Annotated in this window: 17 protein-coding genes; 11 read left to right on the forward strand and 6 right to left on the reverse strand. The window is 65.1% G+C overall.

What is annotated here, in order from left to right:
* Nucleotides 1-6: 6 nt before the first annotated feature.
* On the reverse strand, nucleotides 7-927 hold the full coding sequence (gene ylqF / locus YQ44_RS20140; RefSeq protein ID WP_071324898.1) for a ribosome biogenesis GTPase YlqF: 921 nt from the start codon (nucleotides 925-927) through the stop codon (nucleotides 7-9).
* Between the two features lie 155 nt (nucleotides 928-1,082).
* Between ylqF and YQ44_RS20145 the strand changes: the two genes are divergently transcribed.
* A complete protein-coding gene (locus YQ44_RS20145; RefSeq protein WP_071324899.1) occupies nucleotides 1,083-1,946 on the forward strand; it encodes a hypothetical protein in 864 nt (287 codons plus the stop codon).
* Nucleotides 1,947-2,129: 183 nt separating this feature from the next.
* Nucleotides 2,130-2,525 (forward strand): hypothetical protein, encoded by a 396-nt coding sequence (locus YQ44_RS20150; protein ID WP_071324900.1) that lies wholly within the window; start codon nucleotides 2,130-2,132, stop codon nucleotides 2,523-2,525.
* On the opposite strand, the gene YQ44_RS20155 is transcribed toward YQ44_RS20150, so the two are convergent.
* Nucleotides 2,526-3,452, reverse strand: a complete 927-nt coding sequence (locus YQ44_RS20155) for a histone deacetylase family protein (protein WP_071324901.1) — start codon at nucleotides 3,450-3,452, stop codon at nucleotides 2,526-2,528.
* 235 nt (nucleotides 3,453-3,687) lie between these two features.
* Between YQ44_RS20155 and YQ44_RS20160 the strand changes: the two genes are divergently transcribed.
* The 5 genes from YQ44_RS20160 to YQ44_RS20180 all read left to right on the forward strand — a co-directional run bounded on the left by YQ44_RS20160 (nucleotide 3,688) and on the right by YQ44_RS20180 (nucleotide 9,576).
* Nucleotides 3,688-4,596, forward strand: a complete 909-nt coding sequence (locus YQ44_RS20160) for an AAA family ATPase (RefSeq protein WP_071324902.1) — start codon at nucleotides 3,688-3,690, stop codon at nucleotides 4,594-4,596.
* Nucleotides 4,597-4,601: 5 nt separating this feature from the next.
* The gene (locus tag YQ44_RS20165; RefSeq protein WP_071324903.1) at nucleotides 4,602-5,594 is read left to right on the forward strand and encodes a DUF58 domain-containing protein; all 993 of its coding nucleotides are present in this window, start codon (nucleotides 4,602-4,604) and stop codon (nucleotides 5,592-5,594) included.
* Entirely contained in the window at nucleotides 5,591-7,633 is a 2,043-nt protein-coding gene (locus YQ44_RS20170; protein WP_071324904.1) for a transglutaminase TgpA family protein, read from the forward strand. Before YQ44_RS20165 ends, YQ44_RS20170 begins: the two co-directional genes overlap by 4 nt.
* Nucleotides 7,630-8,802 carry a lytic murein transglycosylase B gene (gene mltB / locus YQ44_RS20175; RefSeq protein WP_071324905.1) on the forward strand — a complete coding sequence of 391 codons (1,173 nt, stop codon included), beginning with the start codon at nucleotides 7,630-7,632 and terminating at the stop codon, nucleotides 8,800-8,802. The genes YQ44_RS20170 and mltB overlap by 4 nt, the downstream gene beginning before the upstream one ends.
* Before the next feature lie 441 nt (nucleotides 8,803-9,243).
* Entirely contained in the window at nucleotides 9,244-9,576 is a 333-nt protein-coding gene (locus YQ44_RS20180) for a hypothetical protein (protein WP_034751784.1), read from the forward strand.
* A 237-nt stretch (nucleotides 9,577-9,813) separates the two neighbouring features.
* On the opposite strand, the gene cysM is transcribed toward YQ44_RS20180, so the two are convergent.
* Nucleotides 9,814-10,716 (reverse strand): cysteine synthase CysM, encoded by a 903-nt coding sequence (gene cysM, locus YQ44_RS20185; protein ID WP_071324906.1) that lies wholly within the window; start codon nucleotides 10,714-10,716, stop codon nucleotides 9,814-9,816.
* 248 nt (nucleotides 10,717-10,964) lie between these two features.
* Here cysM and YQ44_RS20190 point away from each other — a divergent pair, with 248 nt between their 5' ends.
* From YQ44_RS20190 to YQ44_RS20205, 4 genes are all read left to right on the forward strand, one after another.
* Nucleotides 10,965-12,734: an FAD-dependent oxidoreductase gene (locus YQ44_RS20190; RefSeq protein ID WP_071324907.1), complete on the forward strand. Its 1,770-nt coding sequence runs from the start codon at nucleotides 10,965-10,967 to the stop codon at nucleotides 12,732-12,734.
* Between the two features lie 125 nt (nucleotides 12,735-12,859).
* Nucleotides 12,860-14,425, forward strand: coding sequence for a phospholipase D family protein (locus YQ44_RS20195; RefSeq protein ID WP_071324908.1), 1,566 nt, complete (start codon nucleotides 12,860-12,862; stop codon nucleotides 14,423-14,425).
* A gap of 240 nt (nucleotides 14,426-14,665) precedes the next feature.
* Complete coding sequence (locus tag YQ44_RS20200) at nucleotides 14,666-15,412, forward strand: PEPxxWA-CTERM sorting domain-containing protein (protein ID WP_071326645.1); 747 nt, start codon at nucleotides 14,666-14,668, stop codon at nucleotides 15,410-15,412.
* Nucleotides 15,413-15,585: 173 nt separating this feature from the next.
* Nucleotides 15,586-16,416 carry a sterol desaturase family protein gene (locus tag YQ44_RS20205; RefSeq protein WP_083411976.1) on the forward strand — a complete coding sequence of 277 codons (831 nt, stop codon included), beginning with the start codon at nucleotides 15,586-15,588 and terminating at the stop codon, nucleotides 16,414-16,416.
* Between the two features lie 85 nt (nucleotides 16,417-16,501).
* Here YQ44_RS20205 and YQ44_RS20210 read toward each other — a convergent pair whose 3' ends face one another.
* The 3 genes from YQ44_RS20210 to YQ44_RS20220 all read right to left on the reverse strand — a co-directional run bounded on the left by YQ44_RS20210 (nucleotide 16,502) and on the right by YQ44_RS20220 (nucleotide 19,689).
* Entirely contained in the window at nucleotides 16,502-17,206 is a 705-nt protein-coding gene (locus YQ44_RS20210) for a ComEA family DNA-binding protein (protein WP_071324909.1), read from the reverse strand.
* Between the two features lie 174 nt (nucleotides 17,207-17,380).
* The gene (gene rfaE1, locus YQ44_RS20215; RefSeq protein ID WP_071324910.1) at nucleotides 17,381-18,325 is read right to left on the reverse strand and encodes a D-glycero-beta-D-manno-heptose-7-phosphate kinase; all 945 of its coding nucleotides are present in this window, start codon (nucleotides 18,323-18,325) and stop codon (nucleotides 17,381-17,383) included.
* Nucleotides 18,322-19,689 (reverse strand): UDP-glucose dehydrogenase family protein, encoded by a 1,368-nt coding sequence (locus tag YQ44_RS20220; RefSeq protein WP_071324911.1) that lies wholly within the window; start codon nucleotides 19,687-19,689, stop codon nucleotides 18,322-18,324. Before YQ44_RS20220 ends, rfaE1 begins: the two co-directional genes overlap by 4 nt.
* Between the last annotated feature and the right edge of the window lie 52 nt (nucleotides 19,690-19,741).

Consider the following 19,741-nt stretch of genomic DNA (forward strand, 5'->3'; position numbering starts at 1 on the left):
GGTAACTTACGTGCCGCGCTTGCCCCGCGCCGCATTCCTGGCCTTCTCGGCGGCGATCTCCGCCGCCTTCGCCGCTTTTTCCGCCATCTCGGCCGCGTGCTGGGCCAGCAGGGCCGCGCGCGTGTCCGGCGTTTCCAGCGAGATACGGCCCAGGATACCGCTGCGGTAGTCGAGCAGCAGGGTGTGCGAAGCCTTCTCGAAATCGTAGTCGCCGCCCTTGATGCGGAAGCCGCGCTTGGCGGCGATGCCTTCGACCACGCCGATGGCGTCGACTTCATCGACCTTGGTGCCGTAGCGGGCCGCCAGCAAGTCCGGGTAACGCTTGAGCAATTCCTCGGCCAGGAAGACGGCCACTTCTTCTTCGATCAGCGCATTCGAGCCGATGGCGTGGCTGGCCGCCAGCATCAGGCCATCGCTGGGGATGGCGATCTTCGGCCACAGCATGCCGGGCGTATCGACGAGGATGGTGTTCTTGTCCAGATACAATTTCTGCTGCATCTTCGTCACGGCCGGCTCGTCGCCCACCTTGGCCACGCGCTTTTTCAGCAGCGCATTCATCAGCGTCGACTTGCCCACGTTGGGGATGCCCATGATCATGATGCGCAGCGGCTTCGTCGGCACGCCACGGTGCGGCGCCAGCGACTTGGCCAGCTCCGGAATGCGCGCCACGTCGCCCGGCTTCTTGGTCGTCATCGCATACGCGGTCACGCCTTCCTGGGCATTGAAATAGGCGACCCAGGCGGCCGTCGCGGCAGGATCGGCCAGGTCGGTCTTGTTGAGGATTTTCAGGCAGGGGCGCTGGCGGAACAGGCGCAGCTCGTCCACCATGGGATTGCAGCTGGCTGCCGGCAGGCGCGCGTCCACCACTTCAATCACCAGATCGGTGTTTTCCATGGTCTCGGCCGCTTTCTTGCGGGCCGCGTTCATGTGTCCTGGGTACCATTGTATCGCCATGCTCTTGCTTTCAAAATCGTTCGGTCAATCCGCTATTTTACGTGGTTGCCGCCGCAGCGTCCCGTTTTCTACCGGCAAGGGCTGGCGTGCGACACGAACGAGACAATTGGTGATAATTTGTCAGTTACATGAATGATAAGATCCGCCATTCGGCCATCGGGGCCGGCTACTTTCCATCGCACACTACACCGGGCGCGCTTTCCATGCATTTTTCCCGCTTTTCCCTGTTCGCCACCCTCGCCGCCTGCCTGCTGCCCGCCATGGCCCAGGAGCAACCAGTCCCCCCAGGCGACGCCGTGAACCGGGAAATGCAGCAGATCGTCGACGTGCAGAGCACGCGCGATCCCGACCTGCGCCCCTACCGCACCATGCTCAGGGGACTCGACGCGTATGCCGACCACCTGCGCCTGGCGCCGGCCGCGCCGCTGCGCTTCATGCTGCTGCCCGCCACGCCCGCGGCCAGGCTCGACGGCGTGACCCTGCACCTGTCGGCCGACAACCTGTCGATTCCCATCCCGCTGGCGCCGGACGGCAGCTTCATCCTGGCGCGCGACAAGACGGCCTACGATGCGAATGCCGACCTGGTCAGCAACAAGAAGCGCGCCAGCCTGCGCTGGCGGCCAGACATCCATACGCCGGGCCTGCCCGACAACGTGCGCCGCCTGGGCGACTTGCGCCTCGAATGCGAAATCCGCTGGGCCGTGGAACAGGACCAGCTGTCGTTTGTCACGCGCAACCTGTTCAAGCTGGCGGGCGGGCCCTGCCACTCGTCGCTGATCCACGTGCCGTTTCCCGTGGCGCGCGCGCTCGTCGCCGTGCAGGCCACCTCGGGCGAACGCGCGGCGCAGATCCGCGTCACGGACGACCACCTGCGCTACGTGCCGCCGCTGCATGACCAGAGCTGGAGCGACGATACCCTGCTGACCTTGACATACGCGAGCGATGCCAGGGTCGCCGGCGCCGCCCCGGCAACGGCCGCTCCACCCCAATAAGCCTGGCATGCCGTGCACACGCGTGCAGGGGGAAAGCACGTCAAATATTTCCACATAGATTTTTATATTTACTAAAAGCAACAAAAAAGTGTGCTTTAATATCGCCTCTTAAATGAAAAGCAATTATTTTCCAGGCTGGCGCCCAGCGGCGCGCGGGAAAATCAGCAATGGGGAATCGGCAATATGATGATGGAACACACTGGCGTGGCGCCAGCGGCACAGACGGAACCCGAACGTGCCGGCTTGCGCGTCCGCCCGGGCAAAGTGGCCAAGCGCGCGCCGCGCAATGGCAGCATCCTGCAGTTGAAGAAGGAGTGCCGCCAGCTGCAGCTGCATGTGGCGGCACTGGAAGAACGCCTGAAACGCCAGAGCGCCGACAGCTATGGCCTGCAAATGCTGTATGACCAGCTGGTCAATGAAATCAAGCACCACCGCGACATGCTGCAACTCGACAGTTTCGACGCGGAAAAATCGTCAGGCGTCTACACGCAAGCCTGGCGCCACTTCATGGCCGGCGACGCGCTCGACTACCAGACGCACCGCCACACCAATTCGCGCAGCCGCCCGAGCCTGCTGTAGCTACAGTTCCGCCAGCGCCTTCACGTGCGCCGCCACGCTGCGGCCCAGCGACGACAGGTTGTAGCCCCCTTCGAGGCAGCTGACGATGCGGCCCTGGCCATACTGGCTGGCCACCGCCATCATTTGCTGCGTCATCCACGTGTAGTCGGCTTCCACCAGGCCCATGCCACCGACGTCGTCTTCGCGGTGCGCATCGAAACCGGCGGAAATGAAGATCATCTGCGGCCGCTGCCGGTGCAGCGCCGGCAGCCAGTGGTCGAGCACGAGCTGGCGCACGACGTCGCCTTTCGAGCGGGCCGGCACGGGCACGTTGACGCGCGTATCCGTGTAGGACTCGACATCGCTGTACGGGTAAAACGGGTGCTGGAAGAAGCTGACCATCAGGATGCGCGGGTCGTGCGCCACGGATTCGGCCGTGCCATTGCCATGATGCACGTCAAAGTCGACGATGGCGACGCGCTCGAGCCCGCGCACGTCGAGTGCATGCTTGGCGGCGATGGCCACGTTATTGAACAGGCAGAAACCCATCGGTTCGCTGGGCCGCGCATGGTGGCCGGGCGGGCGGATCGAGCAGAAGGCGTTGCTGATCTCGCCATCGATGACGGCGTCCGTGGCAGCCACGGCCGAGCCGGCTGCGGCCAGCGCCGCGTTGTAGCTGTGCGCGTTGAGCAGGGTGTCGCCATCGAGCGGATAGTAATCGCCGGCCGGCGGCACGTTGTCGCGCACCAGGCCGATGGCTGTGGCGCTGTGATTGCGCTCGATGTCGGACAATTGCGCGCGCACGCCATCGCGGTGCTCGACCAGGTCGCTGATGTGCGCGAGGATCAGTTGATCGTTGATGGCCTGCAAGCGGGCCGGCGATTCGGGATGCCAGTCGCCCATCTCGTGGCGCTGGCAATCAGGGTGGGTATAAATGGCTGTGCTCATGCGCTGTACTGGTTACCTCTGTCTCTGCTCTCTATCCATACCGGGAACGCGCGCCGGATATACTGCCGATCATTCCTGCCTGCCCGGCGCGTTCTCGCATAAAATCACTGGCTGGTCTGTGCCGTCCTTGCATCATAGCGAATCTACCACGGGCGCGCAGGTGGCGGGCGGCGCCGTTTGATCTGGCCAAAGCGATTGTAAATTAAATAATCCCGTGTATTGTGATAGAAATAGCATGTTTTCGAAAATACATCAGGCCGCGCGCCAGATCGGCGACGTTCTCGTCGGCAAAGACTTGCAGATCCGCCAGACCCTCGCCTGCGTGCTGGCCGGCGGCCACCTGCTGATCGAAGACGTGCCCGGCGTCGGCAAGACGACCCTGGCGCATGCGCTGGCCATCTCGCTGGGCCTGCAATGGAAGCGCCAGCAATTCACCAGCGACCTGCTGCCGGCCGACGTGGCCGGCATGAGCGTGTACGACCGCGGCAGCGCCAGTTTCATCTTCCACCCCGGCCCCCTGTTTACGCAAGTGCTGCTGGCCGACGAAATCAACCGCGCCACGCCGAAGACGCAGTCCGGCCTGCTCGAAGCGATGGAAGAGCGGCAAGTGAGCCTCGATGGCGTCACGCGCGCGCTGCCGCAGCCGTTTTTCGTCATCGCCACGCAAAACTGCGCGCACCAGCTGGGCACCTTCCCCCTGCCCGAATCGCAGCTCGACCGTTTCCTCATGTGCGTCACCCTGGGCTATCCCGACGCGGCCGCCGAGCGGGCCCTGCTGCTGGGCGCCGACCGCCGCGCCATGCTGCAAACCTTGCCGGCCGTGATGAGCGCGGATGAACTGTTGCAGGCGCAGGCGGCCTTGCGCGCCATCCACGTGTCCGCCGCCGTCGTCGATTACGTGCTGGCCCTCGTGCAGGCGACGCGCGCGCCGGGCGCCTTCGCCGACGGTCTCAGCCCGCGCGCCGCGCTGGCCCTGCTTCAGGCGGCACGCGCCTGGGCCGCGCTGGCGGGGCGCGACCATGTCACGCCCGACGATGTGCAAGCGATGCTGCTGCCCGTCTGCACCCACCGGCTGCGCGCCGCGCAAGGGGCGACGGATAGCCGCGCCCTGCTGCAGCAATTAATGTTAAGCACTCCCGTCTGAACGGCATGCGCTTGCGCAAGATCACCTGGCTGCCGGCCCGCCCCTGGCTCGGCGCGCAGCGCGTGCACATCCGTCCGTCGCGCGCGGGACTGGCGTTTGCCGCGCTGCTGCTGGCGCTGTGGATCGCCGCCGTCAATTACCACCTGGGCCTGGGCTACGCGCTCACCTACTTCGCGGCCGCCTGCGCCATCGCCGACATGCTGTTTGCCAGCCGCAACCTGGCGGGACTGGCGCTGGCGGCCGCGCCGGGCCCGTCCGTGTTCGCGGGCGGCCACGCCTCGTTCAGCTTGCGCCTGATCAACCGCAGCCCCCGCGCGCGCCATGCGCTGCGCGTCGAGGTGGCAGGCTCCGCTGCCACGCCGCAGCTGGCCGCGCCACTGGCGGATATCGCCGTCCACGCGGAAACAACCGTCACCATCGGCGCCGCGGCGCCGCAACGGGGCTGGCTCGCCGCCCCGCCCGTGCGCCTGTCGTGCAACTTTCCGCTGGGCCTGTTTTACGCCTGGTGCCATTGGCAGCCTGAAGCCCGCGTGCTCGTGTATCCGCGCCCTGAGGCGGCTGCGCCGCCGCTGCCCTTGCCCGCTGGCATGGCGCAGATGGCAAGTCAGCAAGCCAGCGCGACCGGCGGAACCCTGGAACTGGCCGGCGTGCGCGCCTACCAGCCCGGCGATCCGCTGCAGCGCCTGGCCTGGCGCCAGATCGCCCGCCATGACGGCGAGCATCTATTCAGCAAGCAATTCCAGCCTGCCGCCGACGCGCGCACGGGCGCAGCCCAGGGCCGCATCGTGCTCGAGCATGCCGCACTGACGGCCTTGCCGCCGGAAGCGCGCCTGTCGCGCCTGGCCGCCTGGGTGCTGGAAGCGGAACGCCGCAACCTGCCGTATGGCTTGCGCCTGGGGGCGCTGGACCTGGCGCCGGACCTGGGCGCCAGCCACCGCGACGCCTGCCTGCGCGCGCTGGCCCTGCACGACTTGCCCGCCAGCCAGGCGGCGCCATGAGGCGCTGGCTGACAAGCTTGCCGCGCGACAAGGCCGACATCCTGCTCCTGCTGCTGGCGGCCGCCATGGTGCTGGCGCCGCACGCGCGGCACCTGCCGCCGTGGCTGTCGCTGGCCATGGCCGCCCCCCTGCTGTGGCGCGCCGCCATCACCGTGCGCGGCACGCGCCAGCCGCGGCTAGCCCTGCTCCTGCCGCTGGCCCTGCTGGGCATCGCCGGCGTCCACGCCAGCTATGGCACCTTGCTGGGGCGCGATGCGGGCGTGGCCATGCTGGCCTTGCTGCTGGCCCTGAAATCGCTGGAAATGCATGGCCGGCGCGACATCTTCGTGTTTGTCTTCCTCAGTTTCTTCCTGTTATTGGCCAATTTTTTCCATGCGCAAGGCATCCTCAGCGCCGCCTGGATGCTGGCCACCGTCATCGTGCTGCTGGCCGCCCTGCTGTCGGCCCAGTACGGCGCCGTGCAGCCACGGCTGTGGCAAAGGCTGCGCTTGCTCGGCCGCATGCTGGCGCTGGCCATTCCCCTGTCGGCCCTGCTGTTCTTCGTCGTGCCGCGTCCCGGCGGCCCCCTGTGGGGGGCGCCGCACGAGGGCGCGCAGGCGCGCACGGGCTTGTCGGACAGCATGCAGCCGGGCGCCATCGCCTCGCTGGCCCTGTCGGGCGAGCCCGTCTTCACGGCCCGCTTCAGCACGCCGATCCCGGCGCAGGAGCAGTTATATTGGCGCGGCGTCGTGCTGGGCGACTACGACGGCGCCACCTGGACGCGCAGCGGCGCCGGCCAGGCCACCCGCCGCGGCCAGGTGATCGACGGCAGGATAGACATCGCGCTCGATGGCCCGCCCAGCAACTACGACATCACCTTGCAAGCCAGTGGCCAGCGGCGCATCTTCGCGCTAGACGTGCCGCGCAGCATCGAACGCCTGCCCGGCAATCCCTATGTCGTCTCGCCCGCGCTGGAAGTGCTGACGGTGCAGCCAATTACTTCGACCGTCCGCTACCGCGCCAGTTCCATGCTCAGCTACCGCCTGCAGGCGGGCCTGTCCACGGCACAACAGCAGCCATGGCTGGCCTTGCCCGCCGGCAGCAACCCGCGCAGCGTGGCCTGGGCCCGCGCCTTGCGCGGCCAGAGCGCACAGGCGCTGGCGCCCGAGGCGGCCATCGCCGCCGTGCTCGGTCATTTCCGCCACGCACCGTTCCGCTACACCCTGCAACCGCCGCTGCTGGGCAAGGATGGCGTCGATGACTTCCTGTTTCGCACGCAGGCGGGCTTTTGCGAACATTACGCGGGCAGCTTTGTCGTGCTGATGCGCGCCATGGGCATTCCCGCGCGCGTCGTCACCGGCTACCAGGGCGGCACGCGCGATGCGGCGGAGGCCGGCGCCGGCACCAGCCTGACGGTGCGCCAGTCCGACGCCCATGCGTGGAGCGAAGTGTGGCTGGCGGGCCGGGGCTGGGTGCGCGTCGATCCCACCAGCGCCGTCGCCCCGCTGCGCACCGAGCGCAACCTGGACGCGGCCCTGCCGCCCGCCCCCGCGCCGCTGGCGGCCTGGCGCGCGCTGGTCGGCCTCGACGGGGGCGCCGGCGCCGCCATCGCCGCATGGCGCCAGCAATGGCAGCAAGCCGAGCAGGCGTGGAGCAGCTGGGTGCTCGACTACACGCCGCAACGCCAGCGCGCCATGCTCGACGGCGTGAAGAACATGCCGGCGCAGCGCATCGCACTGGCCTGCGCCGTGCTGGCCCTGCTGGCGGCGCTGGGCGGCGGACTGCTACACTGGCGGCAACAGCGGCGGGGCGACCCGCTCGACGCCCTGTACGCGCGCTTTTGCCGGCAGCAGGCGCGACGCGGCTACAGCCGTGCGCCGCACGAGGGGCCGCACGGTTATGCTGCGCGCCTGGCTGCCGGCTCCGCCACCCCCGAGACGCACGCCGCCATCGCGCGCTTTCTGGCAATCTATGCCGCGATGAAGTATGGTAATGCCAGCCCAGACGAACAACTCCGCGCGCGGCGCAGCTTGCGCAGCCTGTTAACCCAAAGCCGATGAGACGCTCCTTGTTACCGATCAAATACCCCGCCCTGTCCCTGCTCCTCTCCCTTCCCCTGTGCATGGCAAGCGCGCACGCGGGTGAAAACAGCAATATTTCAGCCGCCGACCGCGCCCGCGCCGTGCGCGCGGCCAAGGCCCAACCCGTCAAGAAGGCGACGCTCAAGCCGGCAGCGAAGAAGGCGCCGGCGAAATTCGACTTCGAAGGTGAATTTGTCGACTATGCCAACTGGAAGGAAGTACGCGCCTTCCTCGACGAGATGGCCGCCAAGCATGGCTTTGACCGCGCCGAACTCGACACCCTGATCGGCAAGGTGCGCTATGTGGAATCGACGGTGCAGCTGATGAAGCCGGCGCCCCCGGGCAAGCCGAAGAACTGGCAAGCGTACAGCGCCCGCTTCATCGAACCGGTGCGCATCAATGCGGGCGTGAAATTCTGGGAAGAAAACGCGGAAGCGCTGGGCCGCGCCGAGCGCGAATATGGCGTGCCGGCCGAGATCATCGTCGGCATCATCGGCGTGGAAACCGTGTATGGCCGCAACACGGGCCGCTTCCGCGTGCTCGATGCGCTGACCACGCTGGCGTTTTCCTATCCGGAAAGCCCAACGCGGGCCGCGCGCATGGCATTTTTCAAGGGCGAGCTGGAAAACGCGCTGCTGTTCGCGCGCAAGGATGGCATCGATCCGCTGACCCTGCTCGGCTCGTATGCGGGTGCCATCGGCCTGCCCCAGTTCATGCCTAGCAGCATCATGAAATATGCGGTGGACTTCGATGGCGATAGTCACATCGACTTGCGCAATTCGACGGCCGACGCCATCGGCAGCGTGGCGCACTTCCTCGTCGAACACGGCTGGCGCCGCGACGATCCGGCCATCAGCGTGTATCCGGTCAACGTTTCGCCCAACCGCGCCTGGGAACAGTTCATCGGCCAGGGCTTGCAGGCGAAGTACCGTCTGGACGAGCTGCAGGCGGCCGGCGTCAGCGTCGTATCGCCCGTGCCACAAAACATGCTGTTCGGCTTGATCGACTTGCAAAATGGCTCAGAAGCAACTGAGTATAGCTTGGCAACCAATAACTTCTTTGCTATAACTCAGTACAACAGAAGTTATTTTTATGCCATGTCAGTAATCGACCTGGGCAAGGCTATCAGTCAAGTGCGCGCACGCTAACCGAAAGTCAGTGTAAAGTTGTAATATTACTTGTAAGAAAGCGTAAGCGATGTTGAAGCGACCGGCAAACACGTCTATGGTGGAGTCGATAACATCGTGCCAGCCTCGCTCGCCAGCCTGTTGTGCGGCACGGGATACAGAAATGGTTTTATACTTAACTTTTGTCAAAGTACAATTTTTGTTCTATCATAGAGCAATAATAAAGAATAAATAGGTGTTGCAGCAAGACAACGCCGATTCTGTACCAAGCAAGATTGCAGTGCTTTCCAGCCTGAAATTGAATCCTGCTGTACAATTGTGTATATATTATGAAAAACTGTCTCCCGGATCGTACCGTGTGTGAATTTGTTCCTTTTAGTAAAGAATGAACATGAACGCAGCAAGAGCGAGCTCCGAGTGTTTTTTACTTTGCAGTGCAACTACAGAAGGAACAACAACATCATGACAAACCAAGTCGGCATTGATATGAACAGCGATTCGGACTCCGACGATCTGCTTCAGTACAACCCAAACAGATTGCTCGATACCCTGATCGAAAACCTGCGCCTGAAAAACGACGCAGCCCTGTCGCGCGCACTGGAAGTCGCGCCACCAGTCATCAGCAAAATCCGCCACCACCGCCTGCCGGTCGGCGCATCGCTGCTGATACGCATGCATGAAGTCAGCGACCTGAGCATCCGTGACCTGCGTTACCTGATGGGTGACCGCCGCAACAAATTCCGCATCAGCGACAAGCAATTCAAGCCAAAAGAAGGCGAAACGCCACAAGGCTGATCCTGCCAGTTATGCAGGTTTTCCCTCCCCGCCATGGGGAGGGGGTAGTTTTCAGCAGTTCTCCGGCCGTCCTGGCCACAGTATATTTCCACCTACCACCGTATTTTCCAAGCTGCATCGACGCCCGCCTACGCCGTCGCAAGGGGCAGTGATCTGCGGCCAAGAAGCGCAACCGTGCTCCAGCACGGTGAGCATCGCAGGCCGCAAAGCGCGCCGCGCAGCAGCCGGCCTCCGCTATCAGGCAGGAAAGACGCCGGTCGACAGATAGCGGTCGCCGCGGTCGCAGACGACAAACACGATCGTCGCATTTTCCACCGTCTGCGAAATGCGCAGCGCGATTTCGCATGCGCCAGCCGCGGAGATGCCGCAGAACAAGCCCTCTTCCGCCGCCAGGCTGCGCGCCATGCGCTCTGCCACGCCCTGGCTCACGTATTCGACCTGGTCGACGCGGCTCTTGTCGTAGATTTTCGGCAAATATGCTTCCGGCCATTTGCGGATGCCGGGAATCTGCGAGCCTTCCTCGGGCTGCGCGCCGATGATCTGGATGGCGGGATTCTGTTCCTTCAGGTAGCGCGACACGCCCATGATGGTGCCCGTCGTGCCCATGGCGCTGACGAAGTGCGTGACGCGCCCGTCCGTGTCGCGCCAGATTTCCGGCCCCGTCGTTTCATAGTGGGCGCGCGAATTGTCTTCATTGGCGAACTGGTCGAGGATCACGCCGCGGCCATCCTTCTGCATCTGCTCGGCCAGGTCGCGCGCATATTCCATGCCGCCCGTCTTCGGCGTCAATAAAATGTCGGCGCCGTAGGCGGCCATGCTCTGGCGGCGCTCCACGCTGAGGTTATCCGGCATCAGCAACAGCATCTTGTAACCGCGCAAGGCGGCAGCCATGGCCAGCGCAATGCCGGTATTGCCGCTGGTGGCCTCGATCAGGGTATCGCCCGGCTTGATGACGCCGCGTTCTTCAGCGCGCTTGAGCATGGACATGGCGGCGCGGTCCTTCACGGAGCCGGCCGGGTTGTTGCCTTCCAGCTTGCCCAAGATGACGTTATTGCGCGCGATCGCATCGGCGCCCGGCAAGCGCGTCAGCTGCACCAGCGGGGTATTGCCTATCGTATCTTCCAGTGTCTTGTAAGCCATCGTGTCTGTTTGAGTAATTTCAACAAAGACCCATTCTAATATGAGATGCTGGACGGCGTACGGCTAAAAACCGCTGCCCCGCCAGGCAGGCCGCGTTGCGACCGCCCTGGCGCCAGGCCGCATGGCGCCTTGCTTTGCAGCAGTTACGGGCGAGGCCATGCGGCTTCCCAGCGCCCCGGGCGCGCATGCGCTAGACTCGTGGCGGTTAGTTATTTTAGTAATTTGCTTATTCAATCAATGGATTAGTCATGGCCAGCACCACACCCGAATTCATCCCCGAAACCACGCAGGACGATCCCGTCCAGGCCAGCAGCCTCGATATCCAGGGCCGCATGCACCAGATTTCCCCCGTCTTCACCGAAGCGGAACTGCGCCGATTGCAACGCTATGGCAAGGTCTGCCACTACGCCGGCGGCGCCACCCTGTTCGAGGCGGGCAGCAGCAGCTTCGGCATGCTGGTCATCCTGTCGGGCAACGTGGCCGTCACGCGCCATGAAGGACTGGGCCGCACCTCGCTGATGCGCGAAATCGGCCCCGGCCACTTCATCGCCGAAGTGGCGCAGCTGTCGGGCCGCCCCGCCCTCGTCAACGGCCATGCCGTGGGCGACGTGGAGGTGCTCGTGATCAGCTCGGAATCCTTGCGCGCGCTGATCGTGGCGGAAGCGGAAATGGGCGAGCGCATCGTGCGCGCCCTGATCCTGCGCCGCGTGGCGCTGATCGAAGTCAATTCGGGCGGCCCCGTGCTGGTGGGACCGCGCGGCAATGGCAATCTGTTCCAGCTGCAAAGCTTCTTGTCGAGCAATGGCCATCCGCACACGGTGCTCGACCCGGCCAGCGATGCGGCCGCCGCCGCGCTGGCCGAGCGCTACCAGCCCGCGCCGCAGGAGTGGCCGCTGGTGGTGTGTCCCGACGGCAAGGTCATGAAGAATCCGGGCAATGCGGAACTGGGGCGCTGCCTGGGCATGCTGCCCGATTTATCCGGCGACAAGATTTTCGACGTGCTCGTGGTGGGCGCCGGCCCGGCCGGCCTGGCGACGGCCGTGTATGCGGCCTCGGAAGGCTTGTCCGTGCTGGCCCTGGAACAGCGCGCGTATGGCGGCCAGGCGGGCGCCAGCGCGCGCATCGAAAATTACCTGGGCTTCCCAACGGGAATCTCCGGCCGCGCGCTGGCCGGGCGCGCCTACGTGCAGGCGCAAAAGTTCGGCGTCGAGATCGCCACGCCGGCCAGCGCCGCCAACCTGCTGTGCGACAGCTGGCCGCTGCGCGTGACCCTGTGCGACGGCACCCAGGTGCGCGCCCGCACGGTGGTGCTGTCGTGCGGCGCGCGCTACCGCCGCCCGTCGCTGGCGAACCTGAAAACCTACGAGGGACGGGGCGTGTATTACTGGGCCTCGCCCATCGAGGCCAAGCTGTGCCGGCAGGAAGAGATCATTCTGGTCGGCGGCGGCAACTCGGCCGGCCAGGCGGCCGTGTTCCTCTCCGGCCACGCGGCCAGAGTCCACATGGTGATCCGCGGCGAGGGACTGGCGGCCAGCATGTCGAGCTACCTGATCGAGCGCATCGCCGCCACGCCCAACATCACCTTGCACACGCACACGGAAATCATCGCCCTCGAAGGCGACGAGGATGGCTTGACGGGCGCGCGCTGGCGCAACAATGCCAGCGGCGAAGAGTGCGATTGCGCCGTGCGCCGCGTGTTTCTCTTCGTCGGCGCCGATCCGAATACGGACTGGCTGCACGACTGCGCCGTCGCCGTCGACGAACAGGGCTTCATCCGCACGGGCTTCGACGTCACGCGCGCCGAATGCCGCGCCCACGGCCACGCCGCGCAGTTATTCAACCCGCCGCCCGACTTGCCGGAGCGGGCGGCGCTGGAAACGAGCGTGCCGGGCGTCTTTGCCATCGGCGACGTGCGCGCCGGCTCGACCAAGCGCGTGGCCGCCGCCGTGGGAGAAGGAGCGGCCGTCGTTTCCCAGATTCACGGCTTCCTGGCGCGGCTGCCGGCCGGCGCAGTCTGAAAATCATGCGTTATAGAAACTGCTACAATCGGGCGTTCCCCTCCAGATGAAAGAGCACGCATGCGTCAGTTCGCCTTCATTCCCGCCCGCCAGCGCCTGCGCGCGGTCCGCTGACGGTGCGCCGCATGCTGGTCAAACTGCTGCTGTTCGCCACGCTGTTCATTCTGCTCAGCATTGCCGCCCTGTACAGCTACGGCCGCTTCGCCGAGCGTTCGCTGGGGCCGCCAGGGCAAGCCTTGCCCGTAGCGGCGGACGCCACCCTGCTTGACCGCGTGCTGGCGCCGCAACTGGCGCAGCGCCCGCAGCAAAGCGGCACGGCCCTGATCGACGACAACCTGGAAGCGTTCGCCCTGCGCGCCCTGAGCGCGCGCGAAGCGGGCCGCAGCATCGACCTGCAATACTACATCTGGCATAACGACGTCACGGGACGGCTGCTGGTGCGCGAACTGCTGCGCGCGGCCGACCGTGGCGTGCGCGTGCGCGTGCTGCTCGACGACATCAACGCACGCGGCCAGGACGCGGCCATCCTGGCGCTGGACAGCCATCCGCTGATCGACGTGCGCATCTTCAATCCGGGCCGCAACCGCGACGGCATCTGGCGCCGCGCCGTGGAAATGGCCTTGCGCGCCGTCAGCCTGAACCGGCGCATGCACAACAAGGCCTGGATCGTCGACGGCAGGGTAGCCATCGTCGGCGGGCGCAATATCGGCGACGAATACTTCGATGCCGCCGAACAAGTCAATTTCCAGGATGCCGACCTGCTGCTGGTGGGGCCCGCCGTGCAGCAGACGAGCGACATCTTCGACCGCTTCTGGAACAGCCGCGCCGTCATTCCCATCGGCGCCCTGCATGCCGGCAAGAACGCCGGCGCACCGGAACTGCAGGCCGTGCGCGCCCGCCTCGACGCCCTGACGGGCGAAGTGGGCGCCTCGCCATACTTGCAGCAACTGACCGATGCGGGCCAGCTGCAAGCCCATCTGGACGGACGCCTGCGTTTGCACTGGAGCGAGCACGTGCATGTGGTGTCGGATCCGCCGGAAAAAGCCGCGCCCGTGGCCAGCCTGCAGCGGAGCGAGCACTGGCTCATGCATAGCTTGCTGCCCCTGTTGACGCAGGCGCGCGAGGAAGTGCTGCTGACCTCGCCGTACTTCGTGCCCGGCACGGCACTCAGCGCCACGCTGGGCGGCAAGGTCGGCGCCGGCGTCAAGGTCGGCGTCCTGACCAACTCGCTGGCCGCCACCGACGTCGCGCTGGTCCACGCGGGCTATGCGCGCTACCGCCAGCTGCTGCTCGCGGGCGGTGTCGACCTGTATGAATTGAAGACCCTGCACCGCAAGCGCATCAGCCTGATGGGCTCGAGCCGCGCCAGCCTGCACACCAAGGCCGTGGTGGTCGATGGCGAGCGCGGTTTTGTCGGCTCCTTCAACCTCGATCCCCGTTCAGCACAGCTGAACACGGAAATGGGCGTGCTGTTTGCCGACCCGGCGCTGGCAAGCGACATGCGCGCGCTGTTCCTGCGTTCGGTCTCGAGCGACACCAGCTACCGCTTGTTCCTCGACGATGGCGCGCTGCGCTGGTCCGACGCCACAGAAGAGCCACCCAGGGTGTGGACGCACGATCCGGAGTCCGGTTTCTGGCGCCGCGCGCTGGTCGCCGTCATGCGCTGGCTGCCGATCGAATCGCAACTGTAGCGGCCGCCTGCCGGCATGCATGCATGGAGTTGAATCTTGATTAAATTACCAATTAAAAATATTTGTTGTTTTCGAGACATGTTAGATGCTGTTTTGCCAAACGCTGCTATAATTTAGCCACCCAGACATAATAGTTGTCACAGAAATACATTTCTCGCCCCTTCCGCGACGAAACCCGCCGTTGGCCAAAAGCTCGCCGACAGACTGCAACACTGACCTGTCACTTTTGGAGCTATGATCATGCGTAACTTATTCCCAGTACTGGCGCTGTCCGCCGCTGCCGCGCTGTCCGCCACGACGGCCCAGGCATCCACAAACCTCGTCAAGAATGGCGATTTCGAACTGACCAGCAACGGCACGTCGAAACAGCTGAACGAAGGCAACTACGACCGCAACGACCGCACCTACCTGACCGACTGGTCCAGCAAGGGCTACAACTTCGTCTTGAATGGCAACAACATCGACGATACCAACGCACCAACGGCGCTGGCCTTGTGGGGGCCGAACTCGTACAGCGGCCGTGGCCCGCAAAACGGCCTGGGCGTCAGCCCCACGGGCGGCAATGTGCTGGCGGCCGACTGGGATTACTTCCCCGGCCCCGTCACGCAGCAAGTCAGCGGCCTGATCCCAGGCCAGGCCTACACCCTGAGTTTTTCCTACGGCGCGGGCCAGCAGGTGGGCTTCCGTGGTGATAACCTGGTCAATTACTGGGATGTGTCGCTGGGCAACAGCAAACAGCAAACCACCTCGCTGGCCAACGTCAGCCAGGGTTTCACGGGCTGGCACCAGGCCAGCATGACCTTCACGGCCACCAACAGCAGCGAATTGCTGTCGTTCATGGCCAAGGGCAGCCCATCCGGCGCGCCGCCATTCATGCTGCTCGATGGCGTATCGCTGGTCTCGGCCGTGCCGGAACCGTCGACCTGGGGCATGCTGATCGGCGGCCTGGCCTTGCTCGGCTTCATGGCGCGGCGCCGCAAAGGCTGACCAAACCTGCTGCGCGGCGCGTGCCCTGCGATGCTCGCTGTACTTTGTATAGCTGCGCTGCCCGGCCGCGCCGCGCATCCGCTCGCTAGGGTTTTGTTACGCCCTGGCGCGCCAGATGATACGAACCGGCATTTCCTGGGCCGGGGTTTTCACCGCCCAATCACATCGCTACCATGAGCCTGCTCCACACCGTGCAAATGCAACTTCCCGGCATCGCCGTCGATGTGCTGCGCCTGGGCCTGTGGCTGGTACTGCTGAGCGTGATCTTCGTGCCGCTCGAACGCTACTTTGGCGAACGGCATGCGGGGCGATCCCGCACGGAACTGTTCAGCGACCTGGGCTTTTATTTCCTCAGCAGCCTGCTGCCGGCCATACTGCTGGCCGCGCCACTGGCCCTGGTCGCCGTCGCTGGCCAGCGCCTGCTGCCGGACGCCATTCCCGCCACCCTGGCCGCCCTGCCCCTGTGGGCCAAACTGCTGCTGGGCTTGCTGATCGGCGAAGTCGGCACTTACTGGGGGCATAGACTCAGCCATGAAATACCGTGGCTGTGGCGCTACCACGCCGTGCACCACAGTACGGAGCAGTTGTATTTCCTCGCCAACACGCGCACCCACCCCGTCGACATGGTCGTCACGCGCCTGTTCGGCCTGACGCCCCTGTATCTGCTGGGCCTGGCCGGCCCCGGCGCGACGGGCAGCGCGGCGCCCGTGCTGCTGCTGTTGCTCGGCACCGTCTGGGGCTTCTTCATCCACGCCAACCTGCGCTGGCGCTTTGGCCCGCTCGAATGGCTGGTGGCCACGCCCGCCTTCCACCATTGGCACCACAGCAAGCTCGAGCACATCAACCGCAACTACGCCTCGACCCTGCCCGTGCTGGACCGCCTGTTCGGCACCCACCACTTGCCGCGCGAATGGCCCAGCGCCTGCGGCATCGAGGCGGTCATGCCCAGGACGCTGACAGGGCAGCTGAAGGCGCCTTTCATGCGCCAGAACGAGCGGGAATAAAAAAACCCCGCGCGGCCGGTACCACGCGGGGTTTCCTTGTCGTGCTGCGCGGCACCACCACACAACACGCTTTACAGCAACACGCTTACTTTTTCTCGGCTTCCGCCTTCTTCGCTTCGGCAGCAGCCAGCTTGGCTTCCTTCTTCGCAGCCGCTTCCGCAGCCTTGGCCTCTTTCTTGGCGGCCGTTGCCGCTTTCTTCGCGGCAGCCGCTTCCTTCTTCGTTTCCGCGGCCGTCTTCACGGGAGCGGCATCAGCGGCTGCGGCAACCGGAGCGGTCGCTGCTGCGGGCACTACCTTGGCGGCGGCGGCTTCTTTTTTCGCGGCGGCAGCGGCGGCCTTGGCTTCCTTGCGGGCAGCGGCGGCTTCCTTCTTCGTTTCAGCGGCCGACTTGGCTGGTGCCGCAGCGGTGTCGGTCGCAGCAGCTGGCTTCGGCGCGGCTTCTTTCGCTGCAACTTCCTTCACAGCAGTTTCCTTTTTTGCCGCGGCCGGCTTGGCGACCGGGGCCGCCGGCGCGCCGGACTTGGCCTGGCCATTCACCTGCAAGCCCGCTTCCGACAGTTTCACGGAGCTTTTCGGACCGATGCCCTTCACACGGGCTTCAAAATCGGCCCAATCCTTGAAGGCGCCGCCCTTGGCCCGCTCGTCGACGATGGCTTTCGAGGTGACGGGGCCGATGCCCTTGACGCTGTCGAGTGCCGCCTGGTCCGCCTTGTTGACGTCAACCTGGGCAAACGCGAAGCCCATGGTCGCAATCAGGGTGGCGATGGCCAGCAGTATTTTTTTAAACATAGGTATCTCTCCGTGATGTGGTTTCAAGATGACTCGAACGCAAGGGAGGAACAGCGCCTTAACGACTTTAACGGCTGGGACGTGATACGGTTGACAAGATGGGGGCACAACGGAAGGGGACAGCCTGCGCCAGATCAAACGCTCTGGCGCAGGCAAGATGCGGGATAAAGCGGATTATTCCGGGAACAGCTCGTCGCGGGTGACGGTGGCCGTGCCCAGCTTGCCGACGACGATGCCGCCGGCGCGGTTGGCCGTGCGCACGGCGTCGCCCAGGCTCATGCCGGCGCCCAGCATGGCCGCCATGGTGGCGATCACCGTGTCGCCGGCGCCCGAGACGTCGAACACTTCGCGCGCATCGGTAGGCATGTGCAGCACCTCGTCGGCCGTGTACAGGCTCATGCCCTCTTCCGAGCGCGTCAGCAGCAAGGCGTCCAGGCCCAGCTGCGCGCGCATCTGCTGCGCCCGCTCGGTGAGTTGCTCTTCCGTACTCCAGCTGCCGATCACGCGGCGCAATTCCGACTTGTTCGGAGTAAGCACTGACGCCCCCGTATAGCGGCTGAAATCATCGCCTTTCGGGTCGACCATGACGATCTTGCCAGCCTTTCTCGCCGCCTTGATCATCTCCGCCACGTTCACCAGACTGCCTTTCGCATAGTCGGACAGGATCACCACGTCATAGTTGGGCAACAGCGCGTTGAATTGCGCCAGCTTGTCGCGCAGCACCGTATCGCTGGGCGCATCCTCGAAGTCGATGCGCAGCATTTGCTGCTGGCGCCCGATCACGCGCAGCTTGATGATGGTGGAGATGGCCGCGTCGCGCTTCAGGTAGCTATGGATGCCGCTGCCCGTGAGCAAATGCTCGACCTGGCTGCCCGCCTCGTCGTCGCCCACCACGCCGAGCAAGCTCGTCTTCGCCCCCAGCGCGGCCGCATTGCGCGCCACGTTGGCCGCACCGCCCAGGCGTTCCTCGCGCTTCTCGATGCGCACGATGGGCACGGGCGCTTCCGGCGAAATACGGCTGACGTCGCCGAACCAGTAACGGTCCAGCATCACGTCGCCCACCACCAGCAGGCGCACCTGGGCCAGCGCGGCTGGCACCGTCAAGTCGCGGGCGCTCATGCGCGCGTCAGGATCGAGCGACCGATCCCGTGGTATTCGATGCCCGCCTCGGCCATGACGGCCGGTTCGAACAGGTTGCGGCCGTCAAAGATCACGGCTTCCTTCAAACGCGCCTTGATCTGCTCGAAATCGGGGCTGCGGAAGGCTTTCCACTCGGTCACGATGGCCAGCGCGTCGGCATCCGTCAGCGCGTCGATCGGGCTGGCGGCAAAGCGCACGTTTTGCAGCTGCGCCGGCGTCAGGTCCAGCTGCAATACGCGCTTGGCCTCGGCCATGGCGACAGGGTCATACACGGCCACCGTGGCGCCGCGCTGCAGCAAGTCGCGCAGCAGCACGCGGGCCGACGCTTCGCGCATGTCGTCCGTGTTCGGCTTGAAAGCCAGGCCCCACACGGCAAAATGCCGGCCGGACAGGTCTTCGCCGAAGCGCTTGACCACTTTCCCGCCCAGCACCATCTTCTGCTTGTCGTTCACCGCTTCGACGGCGCGCAGGATCAGCAATTCCTGGCCGTGGCCGCGCGCCGTGCGCTCGAGCGCCTGCACGTCTTTCGGGAAGCACGAACCGCCATAGCCGCAGCCTGCATACAGGAAGCTGTGGCCGATGCGCGGATCGGAGCCGATGCCGTGGCGCACGGCCTCGATGTCGACGCCGACCTTGTCGGCCAGGTTGGCCAGTTCATTCATGAAGGAAATGCGCGTGGCCAGCATGGCATTCGCCGCATATTTCGTGAATTCGGCCGAACGCACGTCCATCCAGTAAGTGCGCTCGTGGTTGCGGTTGAATGGCGCGTACAGGCTCTTCAGCAATTCGCGCGCGCGCTCGCCGTCCGGCGTGGCGTCGACGCCGATGACGATACGGTCCGGGCGCATGAAGTCTTCGACGGCCGCGCCTTCCTTGAGGAATTCCGGATTCGACGCCACGGAAAAAGTGGCGGCCACGCCGCGCGCGTCGAGCTCGCCCTGGATGGCGGCGCGCACTTTTTCGGCCGTGCCGACGGGCACGGTCGACTTGTCGACGATGACCTTGTAATCCGTCATGTACTTGCCGATGCCGCGCGCGGCGGCCAGCACGTATTGCAGGTCGGCCGAGCCGTCCTCGTCGGGCGGGGTGCCGACGGCGATGAATTGCATCACGCCATGCGCGGCAGCGGCCTCGACGTCGGTGGAAAAGGTCATGCGCCCGGCGGCGCGGTTGCGCGCCACGACCTCTTCCAGGCCCGGCTCATGGATGGGGATGCCGCCGCTGTTGAGCAGGGCCACTTTTTGCGCGTCCAGGTCGAGACAAAAAACGTCGTTGCCCAGCTCTGCCAGGCAAGCGCCGGTCACGAGGCCGACATAGCCCGTGCCGATAATGGTGATTTTCATGGTTGTACCGTATTTCTAAATATAGATGCTGCAAACAAGTACACGCCACGTT

Source organism: Janthinobacterium sp. 1_2014MBL_MicDiv (assembly GCF_001865675.1).
In the GTDB taxonomy this organism is placed as follows: Bacteria; Pseudomonadota; Gammaproteobacteria; order Burkholderiales; family Burkholderiaceae_D; genus Janthinobacterium.

What these genes read in the sequence shown, in the direction of transcription:
- cysM (WP_071324906.1), bottom strand. Translation starts at nt 10,716, where the DNA reads ATGGCTTACAAGACACTGGAAGATACGATAGGCAATACCCCGCTGGTG.
- ylqF (WP_071324898.1), bottom strand. Translation starts at nt 927, where the DNA reads ATGAACGCGGCCCGCAAGAAAGCGGCCGAGACCATGGAAAACACCGAT.
- YQ44_RS20190 (WP_071324907.1), top strand. Translation starts at nt 10,965, where the DNA reads ATGGCCAGCACCACACCCGAATTCATCCCCGAAACCACGCAGGACGAT.
- YQ44_RS20165 (WP_071324903.1), top strand. Translation starts at nt 4,602, where the DNA reads ATGCGCTTGCGCAAGATCACCTGGCTGCCGGCCCGCCCCTGGCTCGGC.
- YQ44_RS20200 (WP_071326645.1), top strand. Translation starts at nt 14,666, where the DNA reads ATGCGTAACTTATTCCCAGTACTGGCGCTGTCCGCCGCTGCCGCGCTG.
- mltB (WP_071324905.1), top strand. Translation starts at nt 7,630, where the DNA reads ATGAGACGCTCCTTGTTACCGATCAAATACCCCGCCCTGTCCCTGCTC.
- YQ44_RS20170 (WP_071324904.1), top strand. Translation starts at nt 5,591, where the DNA reads ATGAGGCGCTGGCTGACAAGCTTGCCGCGCGACAAGGCCGACATCCTG.
- YQ44_RS20155 (WP_071324901.1), bottom strand. Translation starts at nt 3,452, where the DNA reads ATGAGCACAGCCATTTATACCCACCCTGATTGCCAGCGCCACGAGATG.
- YQ44_RS20220 (WP_071324911.1), bottom strand. Translation starts at nt 19,689, where the DNA reads ATGAAAATCACCATTATCGGCACGGGCTATGTCGGCCTCGTGACCGGC.
- YQ44_RS20210 (WP_071324909.1), bottom strand. Translation starts at nt 17,206, where the DNA reads ATGTTTAAAAAAATACTGCTGGCCATCGCCACCCTGATTGCGACCATG.
- YQ44_RS20195 (WP_071324908.1), top strand. Translation starts at nt 12,860, where the DNA reads ATGCTGGTCAAACTGCTGCTGTTCGCCACGCTGTTCATTCTGCTCAGC.
- YQ44_RS20150 (WP_071324900.1), top strand. Translation starts at nt 2,130, where the DNA reads ATGATGATGGAACACACTGGCGTGGCGCCAGCGGCACAGACGGAACCC.
- YQ44_RS20145 (WP_071324899.1), top strand. Translation starts at nt 1,083, where the DNA reads ATGAATGATAAGATCCGCCATTCGGCCATCGGGGCCGGCTACTTTCCA.
- YQ44_RS20180 (WP_034751784.1), top strand. Translation starts at nt 9,244, where the DNA reads ATGACAAACCAAGTCGGCATTGATATGAACAGCGATTCGGACTCCGAC.
- YQ44_RS20160 (WP_071324902.1), top strand. Translation starts at nt 3,688, where the DNA reads ATGTTTTCGAAAATACATCAGGCCGCGCGCCAGATCGGCGACGTTCTC.
- YQ44_RS20205 (WP_083411976.1), top strand. Translation starts at nt 15,586, where the DNA reads ATGAGCCTGCTCCACACCGTGCAAATGCAACTTCCCGGCATCGCCGTC.
- rfaE1 (WP_071324910.1), bottom strand. Translation starts at nt 18,325, where the DNA reads ATGAGCGCCCGCGACTTGACGGTGCCAGCCGCGCTGGCCCAGGTGCGC.